The organism is Sphingobium aquiterrae, from assembly GCF_037154135.1.
Lineage (GTDB): Bacteria > Pseudomonadota > Alphaproteobacteria > Sphingomonadales > Sphingomonadaceae > Sphingobium > Sphingobium aquiterrae.
Genome location: NZ_JBANFL010000033.1, coordinates 15,067 through 31,195, shown reverse-complemented (window position 1 = coordinate 31,195; position 16,129 = coordinate 15,067). Strand labels below are relative to the sequence as shown.

Below are 16,129 nucleotides of genomic sequence, written 5' to 3'. Positions count from 1 at the left end.
CGCTCGCCGCCCGGCCCCCGCCCGCCGGGCGGTGGTGTCGCGGGCCGCCGCCCCCGGCGGCCGCGCGCGCCCCGGGTGTCTACCGCTCCCCCCCCCCCCCGCCCCCCCCCCCCCCGCCAATCTGTAAACCCGTAACGGCGCTGTGGTGCTCAGCCTCAGTCCGGCTTGAAGCGAAGATCATATCGCGCATGATGGCGGCAGGGCTTATAATCGGTCGCGTCCGTAACATCGGGTCGACCGACACGTCAGAGCGGCAGCGACATCTGACGCGGATCGTGGATGACGGGCGGACGGGCCAATGCCGCGATCATCGCCTGGGCAAGTTCCACCGCCGCCTGCTCGCGCAACTGTGGTTTGGGAGCCGACAATGCCACACGCGCCCAGGCTGGTGCCGCCAGCAGGTTCTGGGCTACCCAAAGAGAATCATGTTCCATGTGCAGTATTAGAACAAATGCAGAACATAAGAGCAAGACCATATCGATACGCAGCATCGCAGGGTCGCGCCCTGTCCATCCGAATGATCCTGTACCATCTCGGAAGACGGTTCGAAATGCCATAGCGCGGGCGATCTTCCGATAGCGAAGACCAGTTACGCAAAACCAGGCGCATTGCGACGATCCGAAGCGAAATGGCAGCGGGCACTGCATGCATGCAGCATTTGCATGAAGATACGCCGGGCAGCGCCGAACCGGCGCGCTCGCTGTGCCATGTGGATGACGGGATCGGCGTCGGTTTGCGCTCAATGGACGGGGGCGGATGCAGGTTCGCGCAGCCGAACACGGTACGCTGGAGCGGCAGCCAGGCATGTCGCTCCCAACTTCTGTGGCTCGGAGCCGGGGGTTCGGACGCCTGGATCAATCACGTGGCCGCCTTCGTGGTTCGGGTCGAGGGGGCTCCATCGCAATTCCTGTGACTCCGGTCCTCATCCGCTGCTGCGGCCTGCGTTCGATGGGCTGTCTGACCGGAAGCGGCTTCGCCTCGACCGGCGGAACGCAACCGGCAGGGCGGGACTATTTTCCGCCGCCGACAAGTCGGCTTTGCATCGCGAGGCAAAATAGCCCCGCCCTGCCGGTCCTCCGCTACTCTGCGGCCTTTCAGGTGCGCCGCCGGTCGCCCCGGTCCTGTCATTCCCATCGAGGCCGCGACAGGCGCGGGTTCGAAAACAGGAGTATCTGACATGGCAATCATCGGCACCTTCACCAAGACCACGGACGGTTTCGCAGGCACGATCAAGACGCTGACCCTCAACGTCAAAACCACCTTCCGTCCCAGCGTGAAGGAGAATGACAAGGCGCCCGACTTCCGGCTGTTCCAGGGTGCCGCCGAATTCGGCGCGGCATGGGCGAAGACATCGGCCGCCGGCTCGGACTATATGAGCTGCAAGCTGGACGATCCGAGCTTTCCCGCCCCGATCTACGCGAGCCTCGTCGCAGCCGAGGACGGCGAGACCTACAACCTCATCTGGTCGCGCTGAACTACTCCGGCACCCCGCACAAGCGGGGTGCCGTTCGAGTCTCGACGGCCAGGCTTGTCCATGAACGGGGATAGCGTCATCTCGATATCGGGCCTTCCGCCCATCTGCCACACCGCCAGTCTGGCCGTCGCGAAAGGAGCGATGCGCGAAGGATGGCGAAGACCGCAGACACCGCCTGGAACGATGCATCGCTCGACCGCTGCGACTATGCGCAGCTCTTTCTCGCGCGCTCGCCCGCCTACCGGCGCGGCTACGCGGCTCTCAAGACAGCGACCCGACAAGGACAGGAGGACTTTGCCCGGTTATGGGGCCTGCGCTTTCCCCTTCGATCCCGATAGAGCGCCAGGCCTGGCCCCCGCTTACTGGTCGACGTCTGCCACCGGGGCCGTCGTCATCATCGACGCCGACACCGGCTTTTCGCTCCCGAGCCTCTCTGCCGGACGGCCTTTTTGCCGGTCGGCCCCGGATGGTCGGCATATCGTGGCGCGCACCGGGCACCAGACCTATCGCCTGTGGATTCGCAGGCGCGCCACCCAGTGCCCTCCGGCTTTTCATCTCCCGCTCGATACTGCGTTCGATGCGCGTCTAACGGCGACACGCCAAGCGCAGCCCTGGCTTGCAGGCGGCGATGAGATCGGCGCGTCCGACCCGCCGCTCTCGTCCTTTCAGGCCGCCCGCCTTACGCTCCTTCTGTCCCTGCTCGACGCCAGGGCGGCGGGCGCCTCGCTGCGCCAGCTTTCCCGCCTCGCCTATCCCGCCATGCCTTCGCTGTCGGCATCGGAATTCAAGACGTCGAGCGAACGCCGCGGCACGCATCGGCTGCTCATGGAAGCCCGGCGCCTGCGCGACGGCGGCTATCGCGATCTCCTCGCCGTCGGCTGAACCAGCCTTATCCCATGCGGATCGCCCGGCTTCCGCGGGGTGACAATTTCTATGCCCGCATTTCACCACTCCGGCCCCTGCGACGGGCTGCGCCATTCTGGTCGGCGACACCCCATGGCTGGCCAGCGCGCCGGTCCTCGAAGCTGGAGACCCGACATGGAAAGCGAGCTTGCGGTCGTTGCGCCGCGCTATCTCAGGACGCCCGACGCCGCCCTTCATCTTGGCCTGTCGCCGCGCACGCTCGAAAAGCACCGTTGCTTCGGCACCGGCCCCGTCTTTCGCAAACTGGGCGGTCGCATCGTCTATGCGCTGGTCGATCTCGATGCCTGGGCCGCGATCGGCACCCGCCGGTCGACGTCGGACCCGGGGCATGGCACCGTCTATCCGGCAAAGCGGCGCGACGGCAGCGCCCCGGTCCGGCGCTGAGGCCATGGCGACCGCGACCGACAGACAGTTGGATCTGTTTCGGGCGGTGCGGGGCGATATCGCCCCGCGCGATGCCCAGGATCTCATGTCCTGGCCCTTCTTCAGCCTCGCCAAGAGCAAGAGGGTCGCGCCGATCCGTTTCCGCATGGGCGAGGTCTGGATCGAGGTCGAAGCCACGCACGAACATGGCATGGCGACGATCTGGGACGCCGACATATTGATCTGGGCGGCCAGTCAGATCGTCGAAGCCCGCGACGCGGGCCGCGGAACGTCCCGGCTGATGCAGGCCAAACCGCACGAACTGCTCCGCTTCATCGGGCGGGGAACCGGCGGGGACCATTATGACCGGCTCAAGGCGGCGCTCGACCGGCTGCAATCGACCACGGTCGCGACATCGATCCGGCAAACCAGCGAACGTCGGCGACACCGCTTCTCCTGGATCAACGAATGGAAGGAGCATCTCGACGGTCAGGGCCGTGCGCGCGGCATCGAACTCATTCTGCCGGACTGGTTCTATGCGGGCATCCTCGATCGCGCGCTGATTCTCACCATCGACCGGTCCTATTTCGCGCTGACCGGCGGCATGGAGCGCTGGCTCTATCGCCTCGTGCGCAAGCATGGCGGCCGCCAGGTCAATGGCTGGAGCTTCGAGGTCGGCCATCTTCATCTCAAGTCCGGCATGCTCATTCCCCGCAAGCGCTTCGCCTTCAAGCTGCGGGCGATCGTGAGCGCCCAATCGCTACCGGGTTATGTGCTCTCGCTCCAGACCGTGGCGGGCAAGGACATGCTGCTCTTCCAGCCTCTTCCCGACGATCCCTTCGATCGGGCGCTTCGGCGCGTGCGCCACGGCCGGGGAGAAAAAAGATGAGAAAAGCCGACCTATCGGGAACCCCTCAATCCGGCCGATCGGGAACCGCAAACCCGGCCGATCGGGAACCGTTTTGCCCCGCAACGCCGCAGTTTCGCGTCGATTTCTGGCCCCTTAACAATGCTAATAGAGAATCCTACGGATATTTTCTAACCCGCAGGCGAACGCGGCAAGGCGCGCGCGCTGTCGGCGGACCGGTGCGATGATCCTCGCACTGGTCAATCAGAAGGGCGGCGTAGGCAAGACGACGCTCGCTTTGCATCTTGCCGGTCAATGGGCACGGCAGGGTATGCGCATCTGCCTGATCGACGCCGATCCGCAGGGGTCCGCCCTCGACTGGGCCGAGCAGCGGGCAGCCGAGGGTCATAAACGTCTGTTCGGCGTCATCGGCCTGTCGCGCGAGACCTTGCATATCGAGGCGCGCGAACAGGCTGCCAGCGTCGATCATGTCATCATCGACGGCCCACCCCGCGTCGCAGCCCTGATGCGCTCGGCGCTGATCGCAGCCGATCTTGCGCTCATCCCGGTGCAGCCTTCGGCGCTCGACGGCTGGGCCTCTGCGGAAATCGTATCGCTCGTCGCCGAGGCGCGCAGTTTCCATCCGGGACTGAACGCGCGCTTCGTCCTCAATCGCTGCGACCCCCGCACGCTGATCGCGCGGCATGCCCGCGCGGCTTTGGCAGATCGGCAGCCCGCACCGCTCATCACCGGTATCGCCCAACGTGTCCTCTTTGCGCAGGTGATGGCGCAGGGGCGTCTTGCAAGCGAAGCCGATCCCGGCGGCCCGGCAGCGTGCGACATCGCCCGGTTGGCCGCTGAGATCATGGCGATCACGCGATGAGGAAGCCCGCTTCCGGTCACGGCTTTGCTACACGGCCCGGTGCCGCCGAGCGGTGGATCAATGCGGGGCCGACTGCGCCGCCCATGTCCGCCGATGCCTTCAGCGCGCGGCTCACCATCGATGTCACGCCCGCAATGCGCCAGCGGCTGAAGCTGGCGGCGATAGCGCAGAACAAGACCGTCGCAGACCTCATGCGAGCGCTCATCGACCAGCATTTTCCCGACACCGGAAAGGAGCAACCATGACCCGTTCAGGCTATCAACAGACCGCATCTCGGCACCCCGTCTTCGCGCACCGGACATTCGTCGAGCTGATATGGATCGAGGGGCGGCTCGAACATTGGCTGCGGTTCGGCGATCCTGTGGGCGAGCAAATCCTCAGCCGCCGGACACGCGTCCTCACACTGCTGCCCGGCAGCCACTTCGCGCTCGTACGCTGGGCCTCGAACGACCATGGCACCGTCCGCTCACGGATCGACATTGCGCGGAGCGTCGCGGCAGGCGAGGCCTATTCGACCATGCCCTTCGTGCGCCCGGGCGGCGAGATATTGCTCAGCATCGAGGGCTGGCCCAAGGTCGACAAGGTCCTGCGCGCGATCGACGGCGTGGAAGCCGCCGGTATCGATCCCGTTGCCGCCGCGCCCGATCACTGGCGCCACGTCCACAACCGGATCGCAGCGGGATATGATCCGCGCCCCTATTCGATGCAGCGCCATCGCGCGTTCGAACTGCGCCGGGAGGTCGAACGATGACGCGGCGTCGCTATATCGCCGCGACATTCGTGGCTGGAACATCTGCGCTGATCGTCGCCTGTATCGATCCCGCGCCGCGGATCGCCTGGAATGCGACGCCAAGCGCACCGGTCGGCCTGTATCGCGTGTCGCCCGGAGGCACCGGCGCGATCGGCGACCTCGTCCTGTCGATGCCCGAACCGGCGCTGGGTCAGTGGCTTGCCCGCCGCCATTATGTCCCGCTCGGCGTCCCGCTGATCAAGCCGGTGGCGGCAACCAGCGGGCAGAAGGTCTGCAGGGCCGGCGCGATCATCTCCATCGACGGTCGGCCCGTCGCACGCGCACATCTCCGCGACCGGGTTGGTCGCCCTTTGCCGCAATGGAGGGGTTGCCGAACGATCGGTGCAGGTGAAGTCCTGCTTCTCAATCCGCGCGTCGACGACAGTCTCGATGGCCGCTATTTCGGCCCGACACCCGCGCCCAGGGTGATAGGGACGGTGACGCCGCTGCTTACGCGCGCGCATCCGGGGGCGTCGCTCGCCTGGCAGGGATGGCGGCCATGAGCGGCAGCAGGCGGCGCTTCTGGAACGCCATGCTGGCCGCTGCGATCCTGCAATGGGCGTGCAGCGACAATGCAGTCAGCGCGCAGCCGCTCCGGTCCGGAGCCCCGCACAGCTATGCGGCCCATGTCGCTGAGGCCGCCCGCCGGTTCGGGCTTCCTGAACATTGGATATGGGCCGTCCTGCGGCAGGAGAGCGGCGGAAATGTCGGAGCGATTTCGCATGCGGGAGCGATGGGCCTGATGCAGATCATGCCCCCGACCTGGAACGAGCTTCGCGCTCGCCACACGCTGGGAACCGACCCGTTCGATCCACGCGACAATATCATCGCGGGCGCTGCCTATCTGCGCGACATGTATGATCGCTACGGCGCAAGCGGCATGCTGGCAGCCTATAATGCCGGGCCTGGCCGATACGAAACCTATTTACGAGATGGCAGGCCGCTCCCCCGCGAAACGCAGACCTATCTGCGCCGACTCCTGCCATTTATCGGTGCCGAACCTGCCGCTTCGCCGTCCGATCCCGCGCGCCCGCCTGCCATCCCATGGATGGAGGCGAAGCTGTTTCCCGCGCGCGGAAACGTCGGAGCATCCGCCATCGAAGCGCGGACCGACAGAGACCTACCCTTGGTCCCATCTCGCGCGCCCGGCACGGCTTCTTCCCTTTTCGTCGACCGCACGGAGCGGAGGCCGTGAAGGGTTTTTGGGGATGGCGAGATAAAAGGCCCGCCGTCGGCCTGGGCTCATGTGGTTGGTTTTGGGGCTTTTTCAGCGGCGGCACTGCAATTGCAGCGACGGCGCTCGGAGCGATTTCTGCCCTTTTTTCAACGGATCGGGGACTGGCAACGGTCATTTTGGGCGGGAATCCTACATCATGAACCGGGACGAGCAGAGTTTCGACATCCGACCCGGCCGGGCACGCGATCGTGGTGCTGGCCAGGGGCGACGCGTCGTATCGCTGGCCACCCAGGTCCGGCGCGCGGCCGCCAAGGCCGGGCATATGCGATTGCCAAGAGCCCGTCGGTCGGGCGGCACAGGCACGATCGGTCGGGGCAGGCTGGCCGCAGCATCGGTTCGCTTCCGTGCCGACGGGCGGAAGGTGGTCATCAAGGCGCGGATTGTGCGTCACAAGGGCACCCGCTTCCGCGCCGCGCCACTTGCCCGGCATATCGACTATCTCGCCCGCGACGGCGTCACCCGCGACGGGCAGGATGCCCGCCTGTTCGACCAGCGTAGCGATAGGGTGGAAGCGGGGGATTTCGCGCGGCGCTGCGAAGACGATCGCCATCATTTCCGCTTCATCGTGTCCCCCCAGGATGGGGCAGACATGGAGGACCTGCGCGGCTTTGCGCGCGACCTCATGGCCGACATGGCGCGCGATCTCGACACACGGCTCGACTGGGTCGGCGTCGATCACTGGAACACCGACAATCCCCATGTCCATATCCTGCTGCGCGGGCGGACCGATGACGGGTCCGACCTCGTCATCGATCGCGACTATATCAGCGAAGGCATGCGCGCCCGCGCGGAGGCGCGGGCGACGCTGGAACTGGGGCCGCGCACCAGCCAGGAGATTGCCCGGACGCTTGCCCGAGAGGTCGATGCCGAGCGCTGGACGTCGCTCGACCAGAAACTGCAACGGCTGGGCGCCCGCAATATGGGGATCGTCGATCTCCGGCCCGGGCACGCGGGTCAGGAGCCTGCCCAAGGCGCGGGATATGGCGCTGCCGACAGCCAGCTTCTGCTGGGACGCGCAGCCAGGCTCGAACGGATGGCTCTGGCCGAACCCATTGCGCCAGCGATGTGGACATTGGGACCCGACTTTGAGGAAAGCCTGCGCGAACTCGGCATGCGCACCGACATCATCAAAACGATGCACCGGGCAATGCAGACAAGCGGACGCCGCCCCGACCTTGCCACCTTCACCCTGCACGATGGCGCGCCCACGGATCCGGTCATCGGCAGACTCTCTGCCCGGCGGCTTCACGACGAACTGACCGGCACCGCCTTCGCGATCATCGAAGGGGTGGACGGGCGTACCCATCACCTGCAGTTCGAGGATTTCGAAGTGACCGGCGATACGCCGATCGGCGGCATCGTCGAGCTGCGCAGCTGGACGGGCCGCGATGGGCGCGCCCACATGTCGCTCGCAACGCGCTCCGATATGCCGCTCCACGCCCAGGTCGATGCGCTGGGTGCGACCTGGATCGACCGGCAGCTTGTGGCCGACGAACCCCTGTCCATGGCCAATGGCTTTGGCCGAGAAGTCCGCGATGCCCTCGACGCCCGGCGCGAGAAGCTGGTCGCGCTTGGCGTGGCGACCCGGCGCGGCGGACGGGTGATGCTGCCTTCGGGCATGATCGCCAGCCTTCGCGCGTCAGAATTGCAGGATGCCGCCACGCGGATTGCGCAGGCGACCGGGCTTGCCCACCGGCCTTCCGCACCCGGCGAGATCGTGAGCGGCCAATATCGCGAGCGCGTCACCCTGGCATCGGGCCGCTTCGCAATGATCGACGACGGCCTCGGATTCCAGCTCGTGCCCTGGCGTCCCGCTCTCGACCGCCAGCTTGGCAGTCAGGTGCTGGGCACGATGAGCCCAGGCGGGCGGATCGACTGGTCGCCGGGCCGCAGTCGCGGGCTCGGCCTGTGACTTTCATCAATGACAAGGAGGTAAGACAATGTCGGGCGCACGCATACTCTGGGGCCAGTTGTTGCTCGTCGGCCTGGTCGTGCTGATCGCCATCTGGGGTGCGACCCAGTGGACGGCGGCAAGTCTTGGCTACCAACCGGCACTCGGGCCACCCTGGTTCATGATCGGCGAGCACCCCGTCTATCTGCCGCCCGCCTTCTTCTGGTGGTGGTTCAGCTATGACGCCTATGCGCCCCATATCTTCGAGCGCGGGGCCTATGTCGCCGCATCGGGCGGTTTCGCGGCAATTGCGGTGGCGGTCGGCATGTCCGTCTGGCGTGCACGCGAGGCCCGAACCGCGGAAACCTATGGCTCTGCGCGCTGGGCTGTGCCTGCCGATATCAGGCAAGCCGGGTTGCTGAGCGACGAGGGCGTCGTGCTCGGCAGGTTTGGTCCGGACTATCTGCGCCATGATGGCCCGGAGCATGTCCTGTGCTTCGCGCCGACCCGCAGTGGCAAGGGCGTCGGCCTTGTCGTGCCGACGCTGCTTACCTGGCCGGGCAGTTGTGTTATTCACGACATCAAGGGCGAGAACTGGCAGATATCATCGGGCTTTCGCGCACGCCACGGTCGCGTGCTGCTGTTCGACCCGACCAGTAGCGCGTCGGCTGCCTATAATCCGCTGCTCGAAGTGCGGCGCGGGCAGTGGGAGGTGCGTGACGTCCAGAATGTCGCCGACGTGCTGGTCGATCCCGAAGGCTCGCTCGAACGCCGCAATCATTGGGAGAAGACCAGCCATGCGCTGCTGGTGGGCGCGATCCTCCACGTGCTCTACGCCGAGCCTGACAAGACGCTGGCTGGGGTCGCCGCCTTCCTGTCCGACCCCCGGCGCACAATCGATAACACGTTGCGCGCAATGATGACGACGCCGCATCTGGGCGAAGCTGGCGTGCATCCGGTCGTCGCCAGCGCCGCGCGCGAACTGCTGAACAAGAGCGAGAATGAACGCTCCGGCGTGCTCTCGACCGCCATGTCGTTCCTAGGCCTCTATCGCGACCCCGTGGTCGCCCATGTCACCCGGCAATGCGACTGGCGTATCGCCGACCTGGTCGAAGGCGCGCGCGCAACGAGCCTCTATCTGGTGGTGCCGCCTTCGGACATCAGTCGCACCAAGCCACTCATCCGCCTCATCCTCAATCAGATCGGCCGTCGGCTGACCGAGGAATTGAAGCCTGATGCCAAGCGCCACCGGGTCCTGCTGATGCTTGACGAATTTCCGGCGCTTGGTCGCCTCGATTTCTTCGAGAGCGCGCTCGCCTTCATGGCGGGCTATGGTCTCAAGGCCTTCCTGATCGCCCAGAGCCTCAATCAGATCGAGAAGGCCTACGGCCCCAACAACGCCATCCTCGACAATTGCCATGTGCGGGTTGCCTTCGCCACCAATGACGAGCGGACCGCCAAGCGGATTTCGGACAGCCTGGGAACAGCGACCGAAATGCGCGCGATGAAAAATTATGCCGGCCATCGCCTCTCGCCATGGCTTGGGCATCTTATGGTCTCGCGTACCGAAACGCCGCGCCCCCTCCTGACACCGGGTGAGGTCATGCAGCTTCCGCCAAACGAGGAAATCGTGATGGTATCGGGGATGCCGCCGCTGCGCGCCACCAAGGCCCGCTATTTCGAGGACAGGCGCTTCACGGCGCGATTGCTGCCGCCGCCGGAGGGTGTGGTGCCGGATAAAAGCAAGCCGACGTCCGACGACTGGAGCGAGCGCGCCACCATCGCGGTCCCTATAGCAAAGCCTGTTTCCCCTGTGCCCCTCCAGCCAAAACCGCCGGAGACTGATCCGCAAGGCGGATCGAGCGAGGCCTGTCGCGACGATCGGCCCTCGCAGTCGGGCAATGCCAATGCCGGTATCCGCCGGGAACCCGATCTTCCAGAACAGGAGGAGATCGTGCCCCCGCAGCGATCCGCGCGAGCCGAGTTCGAGTTCCACGAAAGCGACGATGACAATGATGCAGCCCGCGCGCGGGCGATGAAACGGATGCGCCGTGCCGCGCGGCAGGCCTCGCTCGATCCTGACGATGGAGTGGAACTATGAGCGGGCTCAAGATCAAGCACACGATCCGCCTCTCGCCGGAGATCTCGATGCAGATGGCGGATTATGCGCGGCGCAAGCGCAAGCCCCAGGCGCTTGTCGTGGAGGCGGCGCTTGCTTCCTTCCTGTCGGCCGACGGGTCCGATCGGCTCGAGGCGGCGATCGGGCGGCGTCTTGATCGCCTGAATCGGGAGATACAGCGGCAGGGATGGCAGAATGCCCTGAACGGTGAAGCGCTTGCCCTGTTCGTGCATGCGTGGATGCTACAGAACCCCGCATTGCCGCAGGAAGCGCGGCGCGCCGCACTCGCGGACGCCAATATACGCTGGACAGGCTATGTCGAGGCGCTGGCGGCTCGCATGGAAGCCGGGCCGCGCCTCATCGACGAGATCGGGCAGGACTTCGGCGGTGACGAACCCGATCGAACATAGGGTATAAGCCGACGGCCGACGCGGCCGTCGGCGCTTGTATCAGCCGTTCAGCTTGTCCTTGACCGCTTTGGCAGCGGAGAAGCCAAGCCCCTTGGAGGCCGGGATCGACAGTGGCTCGCCGGTTCGCGGATTCTTGCCCTCGCGCGCGGCGTTGAGCTTGAGCTTGAACTTCCCGAAGCCGTTGACCGCGACTTCCTCGCCCTTGCCGACCGCATCGCCGATCGCGCCGAACGTAGCGTCGATGATCTTCTTGGCGTCGGCCTTCGTGGTGCCGGTCGCGCTCGCCACCGCGTCAATAAGTTCGGAAGAGTTCATGGGTGCAGCCTTTCCTCAGTGCCTTGGGCGGAAACGGTTGCCAATTTCACGCGCCATCGTCGAGCAAAATCGGGCTTTCGGCGGCTATGGCGTAGCGGCAGGCCCAGCCATCCCCCCATTTCTTGGTATGTGAGAGCTAGGCCCCTTCTGCTGTCCTTGTCGGACCTTACACAAGGGAGCCTGCCATGATGGAAATGACCGATCACGGTCATGGCGCGCGCGAAAGCGCCGCCATGCGTGCGATGTTTGCTGCCCGTAAGGAGGTCTTCATCGACCTTTTGGGCTGGGATCTGCCCGTCCTTGCCGACCGGTTCGAGGTGGACCAGTTCGATACGCCGGACGCCGAATATCTGATCCTACTTGGCCCCGACCATGTCCATCGCGCATCCGCGCGATTGCTGCGCACGGAGCGCGAGCACATATTGGGGCATCTCTATCCGCATCTTTGTACCGGCATTGTCCCGACCGGGCCCAGCATCCGGGAAATCACGCGCTTCTGTCTCGACCGACATCAGCGATCGGCCGAGCGGCGCAGCGCGCGCAATCAGTTGGTCAGCACGCTGGCCGACCACGCCATCCGACATGGGATCACCGACTACACCGGCGTCGCCGAGCAGGCCTGGTTCAATCAGATCGCCCGTTTCGGCTGGGATTGCCGGGCGCTCGGACCATCGGTGCGTCATGGCCGCGACCTGTTGGTGGGCCTCCATATCCGGATCGATCACACCACCATCGACAAGCTGCGTGCCAATGGCGTGTACGAGCCGATCCGTTTCGCTCTGATCGGTAGCGACGTCGAACCATCGGCACACGCGGGAGACATGCTGTCATGAACCCGCTCGAAACGATCGATCATCTGGCCGCGGTGCAATATTGGACCGGTCGCCTCCTGCGCGACGGCTTCTGCATCATACCCGTCCTTCATTTGCCTTCCGCGATTCTGGCGCTGGAGCGAGATCTGTCGCCAATCTTCGAAGCGACGCCCTTTTGCGAGGGCGGCTTCTATGGCGAGCGAACCAAGCGTTTTGGCGGCCTCCTGCGCCGTAGCCGCCATCTCGCGCCGCTGGTGGAAGACCCGCTGATCGTCGGAATCGCGCACGAAATATTGAGCCCCGCATGCGACCGTATCCAGCTCAATGTCGCCCAGGCCATCGAAATCCATCCCGGCGCCCTGACGCAGTTGCCGCATCGCGATCACGACATGTGGCAGGGCGCCAAAGGCGCGCATGAATATCTGCTCAATGTCATGTGGCCGATCACCCCGTTCACGGCGGACAATGGCGCGACCCAACTCTATCCCGCGAGCCATGGTGCGACCGGCATGGCCCGGCAGGATTATGGCGAGCCGATCGCGGCGACCTGTCTGCCAGGGTCTGCTATCCTGTTCCTGGGTTCAACGTTGCACGGTGCTGGCGGAAACGTATCGAATGAGGTCCGGCGCGCGATTGTGACCGGCTATTCGTTGGGCTGGCTCAAACCCTATGAGAATCCGTGGCTGGCCTATCCGCCGTCTGTCGCGCGAACCTTCTCGCCTTCCCTCGCTGCTCTGGTGGGATATGCCCAACACCGTCCCAATCTCGGCAATTATGAGGGGCAATGTCCCTCGATCCTGCTCAGGGACGAGATACCCGCGCATATTGCCGCAATCGATGCGCTCCGGCCCGACCAGATGGATTTGGTCGATCATTACCTTAGCCGGCAGGTGCCAGGGAACGACAGGCCCTGGCTGGAAGACAATGGCGCGGGCAAGGTCGGGTGAGTCCGGCGCAGATTCTCGAGCGCAGCTACCAGACGCTGAAGCAGCGCCTGATCGATGGCGGATTCCGTCCTGGGCAGCGTCTGGAGGCTGCCCGGCTTGCCGACGACATGCATGTCAGCATCACGCCTGTCCGGGACGTTCTTAACCGGCTGACAGGGGAAGGACTGGTCGAAGCCATCGCAGGCGGGGGCTTCTACGTGCAGTCACTCGACGAGAGCGTGTTGCGTGACCTGCTCGACTGGAACGCCGCACTTGCCCTGCTGGCCATGCGCAAGCCACGATCATCTATCGGCAGTGTCACGACGTTGGAGCACGATGCATCGGATGTGCCCGAACGGACCGCGCGTCTCTTTCTCCGCCTCGCCTTGAGGCAGTGCAATAGTGAGTTCACCCGCGCTGTTGAAAGCGCCAATGACCGGCTCCACGCCATGCGCCAGTTGGATGAACGCGTGATTGGGAAAACGAGCGAAGAATTGGCCGAGCTAGAATCGGCGGCTGAAACAGCGACGGCATCGGCATTGGCAAAGCATGTCCGTAAGTTTCATGCTCGGCGAAAGGGGCGGCTCGCCACCTATATACGCTTGCTGCGAACATCGCCCCCCTACCCTTGAATGTAATGGCCTGGTTTATGATCGGCTATTGAGCGCGTGACCGCATCATCATGTCCATCCGGCGTGCAATGCCTTTCCATAGTGCCACGCCAGCCATGTCTCCCTCAACCGCGAGGGAACCGATCCGTTCGGCCACCTTGCGCGGTGCGTGCTCACCATGCTGCTTCATCAGCATGGACACCGCGCCCCACAGAAGCTGGTCGTGCGTCATGCCAGGGTGATCCGGTCGACGGCAATCAGATCGAAACCGTCACGCACGCCGATGACTGCGACGCGCTTGCCAAGAAGAGGTCGCCATTTCTTGGTGATCTCCAGTCGCCATTGCCCTCCATCGGCTACACGCAACACCGGATAGAAGTCGCCTTCCAGAAGGATGCCGGTCAGCTCATGGCGCGTTCCCCTTGGCATCAGCGGCAATGCCCCCGCGCATAGCGATCCCATCGCAGGACAGTGCCTGTCCTAATCATGGCGCAGCTTATGTCGCCCGTGCCCGGCAGATTGCACCACGCCCCTGTGCGACCGCCCCGTGCCGATCCATTCGACATGCAGCGCATGGTCGGCGCCGATACGAGAATATGGCCTGTCCGCGCCTTGGCTTTCGCGCCGCCAAGGAAGCGCACCAAACGATCTCGTGCATCAATAGCCGATGCTTTGGGACAGGGGTGACCCTGTTTGCATGTGCCGTCCATCTCGCGGGCAGCTATACCGGCCAAACGCACCTTTGGACCTTCCGCACACCAGATCGGGCCGTCCCCGTCCCAGACATGGGTCGGCGTACAGGCAAAGGCCTGCCCGGATGCTAGAACGACTGCGGATAGGGCGGCAAGCATGAGCGTCGCTTTAGCCTTCGGCCAGGATGGTCATGACACTGTCGAGACTGCCCTTGACGACGAGATAATTTCCCTTCTCGAAATTGATCGCGCTGGTGTCGTTCTCACCACGGTAGCGCCGAACGAAGCTCACTCGATCGACATTGACGACCACGAAATCGCCGTCCGCTGTTTCCAAACGCACATATCCGTTCATACACATCCCGATCGCTCAAACAGCGACGCTAGCGCGGCTGTGCCAAGTTGCACAGCCGCGATCCCGTCCATTGCTCCAGATCGGGAAAGTAACAGGATGTTCAACATGGCTGAACCTGTGCATCACCCGATGTGCCGCAGGCTTCCGGTCACAGAAGTAGCGTCATCTGCGGATGTCAGGGCTTGTCGGGGCAGGCTTTCGTACGCAAGCGGCCAAAATCCTTCACCATGTCGGCCGCTTAGAAGCCAATTCTCGGTTTCCAGATGCAGACGTCCGCTCATAGAAACAGGCTCGCATCCAGCGCACTCACGCCACCGACTCACCCGCAACAAAGACGTACGAATAAGCGCGTCTGTCAGCCTTTAGCGCGCGCGACCTTGCCTAGCGAAGCCCCACGCATCCTAGAAGTACGCTGTGCCTTCCTTTCGGCGTCTGTCAAAGTGATTGCAGGCTCCCGGTCGGTCGGATCGCCAGCGAGTGCAACCGAATCTAGCGGCCACCCCATTTGATCCGCCAGACATCGTGCGAAAGCGTTTGCCATTGGCGGCGGCACCGCGTTCCCGACTTGGCGATATTGCTGCAACCGTGGAATGCGATCAGGCCACAGAAAGTCGTCCGAAAAGCCCTGCAAGCGAGCGCTTTCTCGTACAGTAATGACGCGATGATGCTTGTAATGGACCGGGCGAAGTGGGCTGAAATTGCCTGACCCCGCGCGCAGCGTGTACGATGGACGTTCGGGGTGCAGACGATCGTGGAATGATCCCCGTTCGCGCTTGCCTGGCTCCAACGTGCTTAGACGCGCGACCATATCCGCCGAATGTGCGGTAGGTTCGTGATTAAAGATGCCGGTTTCGCCGAACTCGCCTGCGTCGGGTAGATCGTTGATCGCGTATGACGACGATACGAAAGGCTGTTCGTCGGTCCCGTGCGTCGCAGCGGGGAAACGCACCGCCTTCTTTCCTTTTATGCCAAGTACTACAAGGCGCTTGCGATTCTGCGGCACGCCAAAATCAGCCGCCGACACGACGGTATGATCGACGGCATAGCCCAACGCGCGCAGTTGGGCCTTCACGTCGTCAAGAAATTCACCGTTGTCGATCGACGCAAGGTTAGGGACGTTTTCAAGCATGAAAGCCGATGGCTTCAATTCGTCGACGATGCGGATGAAGTGTCCGATAAGGTCCGCGCGAATGTCACGCTTCCCTTGCCGTTTGCCGGCGATCGAAAACGGCTGGCACGGAGGACCGCCGATTATGAAATCGGCCCGCTTTATCCCGGCGCGTTCCAGCAATTCGGCTCCGGAAGCTGCGTTTAGGTCCGTGATGAACCCACGGCCTCCGCGATAGGCATGGTTATAATTGTATGCGTCAACCGCGCGAGCGTCTAATTCGAAGCCCGCTGCGACGTTAAGCCCCGCATCGAGAAAGCCGGTCGATAGCCCGCCGCATCCGGCGAAAAGTTCGATACCTGTGGGCATGGT

23 protein-coding genes are annotated in these 16,129 nt (G+C 64.2%); 16 read left to right on the top strand and 7 right to left on the bottom strand.

What is annotated here, in order from left to right:
* Positions 1 to 245 precede the first annotated feature (245 nt).
* Positions 246 to 491, bottom strand: coding sequence for a DUF6771 family protein (locus WFP78_RS22420; protein WP_336966695.1), 246 nt, complete (start codon positions 489 to 491; stop codon positions 246 to 248).
* A gap of 686 nt (positions 492 to 1,177) precedes the next feature.
* Between WFP78_RS22420 and WFP78_RS22415 the strand changes: the two genes are divergently transcribed.
* The 13 genes from WFP78_RS22415 (at position 1,178) to WFP78_RS22355 (ending at position 10,938) form a co-directional block, all read left to right on the top strand.
* The gene (locus WFP78_RS22415; protein ID WP_336966693.1) at positions 1,178 to 1,474 is read left to right on the top strand and encodes a DUF736 domain-containing protein; all 297 of its coding nucleotides are present in this window, start codon (positions 1,178 to 1,180) and stop codon (positions 1,472 to 1,474) included.
* A 152-nt stretch (positions 1,475 to 1,626) separates the two neighbouring features.
* Positions 1,627 to 1,812 (top strand): transcriptional regulator domain-containing protein, encoded by a 186-nt coding sequence (locus tag WFP78_RS22410; protein ID WP_336966692.1) that lies wholly within the window; start codon positions 1,627 to 1,629, stop codon positions 1,810 to 1,812.
* A 142-nt stretch (positions 1,813 to 1,954) separates the two neighbouring features.
* The gene (locus WFP78_RS22405) at positions 1,955 to 2,356 is read left to right on the top strand and encodes a DNA -binding domain-containing protein (RefSeq protein WP_336966690.1); all 402 of its coding nucleotides are present in this window, start codon (positions 1,955 to 1,957) and stop codon (positions 2,354 to 2,356) included.
* Between the two features lie 156 nt (positions 2,357 to 2,512).
* Positions 2,513 to 2,782: a helix-turn-helix transcriptional regulator gene (locus tag WFP78_RS22400; protein WP_336966688.1), complete on the top strand. Its 270-nt coding sequence runs from the start codon at positions 2,513 to 2,515 to the stop codon at positions 2,780 to 2,782.
* A gap of 4 nt (positions 2,783 to 2,786) precedes the next feature.
* The gene (locus WFP78_RS22395; protein WP_336966686.1) at positions 2,787 to 3,650 is read left to right on the top strand and encodes a replication initiator protein A; all 864 of its coding nucleotides are present in this window, start codon (positions 2,787 to 2,789) and stop codon (positions 3,648 to 3,650) included.
* A gap of 202 nt (positions 3,651 to 3,852) precedes the next feature.
* On the top strand, positions 3,853 to 4,491 hold the full coding sequence (gene parA / locus WFP78_RS22390; RefSeq protein WP_336966685.1) for a ParA family partition ATPase: 639 nt from the start codon (positions 3,853 to 3,855) through the stop codon (positions 4,489 to 4,491).
* Between the two features lie 83 nt (positions 4,492 to 4,574).
* Positions 4,575 to 4,736 (top strand): ribbon-helix-helix protein, encoded by a 162-nt coding sequence (locus WFP78_RS22385; protein WP_336966684.1) that lies wholly within the window; start codon positions 4,575 to 4,577, stop codon positions 4,734 to 4,736.
* Positions 4,733 to 5,242: a DUF2840 domain-containing protein gene (locus WFP78_RS22380; protein WP_336966683.1), complete on the top strand. Its 510-nt coding sequence runs from the start codon at positions 4,733 to 4,735 to the stop codon at positions 5,240 to 5,242. The genes WFP78_RS22385 and WFP78_RS22380 overlap by 4 nt, the downstream gene beginning before the upstream one ends.
* Positions 5,239 to 5,784, top strand: coding sequence for a S26 family signal peptidase (locus WFP78_RS22375; protein WP_336966682.1), 546 nt, complete (start codon positions 5,239 to 5,241; stop codon positions 5,782 to 5,784). Before WFP78_RS22380 ends, WFP78_RS22375 begins: the two co-directional genes overlap by 4 nt.
* Positions 5,781 to 6,476: a lytic transglycosylase domain-containing protein gene (locus WFP78_RS22370; protein WP_336966680.1), complete on the top strand. Its 696-nt coding sequence runs from the start codon at positions 5,781 to 5,783 to the stop codon at positions 6,474 to 6,476. Before WFP78_RS22375 ends, WFP78_RS22370 begins: the two co-directional genes overlap by 4 nt.
* Positions 6,477 to 6,654: 178 nt before the next feature.
* A complete protein-coding gene (locus tag WFP78_RS22365; protein WP_336966678.1) occupies positions 6,655 to 8,430 on the top strand; it encodes a relaxase/mobilization nuclease domain-containing protein in 1,776 nt (591 codons plus the stop codon).
* Between the two features lie 28 nt (positions 8,431 to 8,458).
* Positions 8,459 to 10,510, top strand: coding sequence for a conjugal transfer protein TraG (locus WFP78_RS22360; protein ID WP_336966677.1), 2,052 nt, complete (start codon positions 8,459 to 8,461; stop codon positions 10,508 to 10,510).
* Positions 10,507 to 10,938, top strand: coding sequence for a CopG family transcriptional regulator (locus WFP78_RS22355; RefSeq protein ID WP_336966676.1), 432 nt, complete (start codon positions 10,507 to 10,509; stop codon positions 10,936 to 10,938). The genes WFP78_RS22360 and WFP78_RS22355 overlap by 4 nt, the downstream gene beginning before the upstream one ends.
* Positions 10,939 to 10,977: 39 nt before the next feature.
* Here the strand turns inward: WFP78_RS22355 and WFP78_RS22350 are convergent, their stop codons facing one another.
* A complete protein-coding gene (locus WFP78_RS22350) occupies positions 10,978 to 11,253 on the bottom strand; it encodes an HU family DNA-binding protein (RefSeq protein WP_196871477.1) in 276 nt (91 codons plus the stop codon).
* A gap of 185 nt (positions 11,254 to 11,438) precedes the next feature.
* Between WFP78_RS22350 and WFP78_RS22345 the strand changes: the two genes are divergently transcribed.
* The 3 genes from WFP78_RS22345 to WFP78_RS22335 are packed head-to-tail and all read left to right on the top strand — an operon-like array spanning position 11,439 to position 13,623.
* Positions 11,439 to 12,086, top strand: a complete 648-nt coding sequence (locus tag WFP78_RS22345; protein WP_336966671.1) for an acyl-homoserine-lactone synthase — start codon at positions 11,439 to 11,441, stop codon at positions 12,084 to 12,086.
* Complete coding sequence (locus WFP78_RS22340; protein WP_336966669.1) at positions 12,083 to 13,012, top strand: phytanoyl-CoA dioxygenase family protein; 930 nt, start codon at positions 12,083 to 12,085, stop codon at positions 13,010 to 13,012. Before WFP78_RS22345 ends, WFP78_RS22340 begins: the two co-directional genes overlap by 4 nt.
* Complete coding sequence (locus tag WFP78_RS22335) at positions 13,009 to 13,623, top strand: GntR family transcriptional regulator (protein ID WP_336966668.1); 615 nt, start codon at positions 13,009 to 13,011, stop codon at positions 13,621 to 13,623. The genes WFP78_RS22340 and WFP78_RS22335 overlap by 4 nt, the downstream gene beginning before the upstream one ends.
* Before the next feature lie 25 nt (positions 13,624 to 13,648).
* Here WFP78_RS22335 and WFP78_RS22330 read toward each other — a convergent pair whose 3' ends face one another.
* From WFP78_RS22330 to WFP78_RS22310, 5 genes are all read right to left on the bottom strand, one after another.
* Positions 13,649 to 13,834: a DUF6961 family protein gene (locus WFP78_RS22330; RefSeq protein WP_336966667.1), complete on the bottom strand. Its 186-nt coding sequence runs from the start codon at positions 13,832 to 13,834 to the stop codon at positions 13,649 to 13,651.
* Entirely contained in the window at positions 13,831 to 14,031 is a 201-nt protein-coding gene (locus WFP78_RS22325; protein ID WP_336966697.1) for a DUF5818 domain-containing protein, read from the bottom strand. Before WFP78_RS22325 ends, WFP78_RS22330 begins: the two co-directional genes overlap by 4 nt.
* Complete coding sequence (locus WFP78_RS22320; protein WP_336966666.1) at positions 14,031 to 14,453, bottom strand: thermonuclease family protein; 423 nt, start codon at positions 14,451 to 14,453, stop codon at positions 14,031 to 14,033. The genes WFP78_RS22325 and WFP78_RS22320 overlap by 1 nt, the downstream gene beginning before the upstream one ends.
* 10 nt (positions 14,454 to 14,463) lie before the next feature.
* The gene (locus tag WFP78_RS22315) at positions 14,464 to 14,637 is read right to left on the bottom strand and encodes a hypothetical protein (RefSeq protein WP_336966665.1); all 174 of its coding nucleotides are present in this window, start codon (positions 14,635 to 14,637) and stop codon (positions 14,464 to 14,466) included.
* A 367-nt stretch (positions 14,638 to 15,004) separates the two neighbouring features.
* A complete protein-coding gene (locus WFP78_RS22310) occupies positions 15,005 to 16,126 on the bottom strand; it encodes a DNA cytosine methyltransferase (protein ID WP_336966663.1) in 1,122 nt (373 codons plus the stop codon).
* Positions 16,127 to 16,129: the final 3 nt, after the last annotated feature.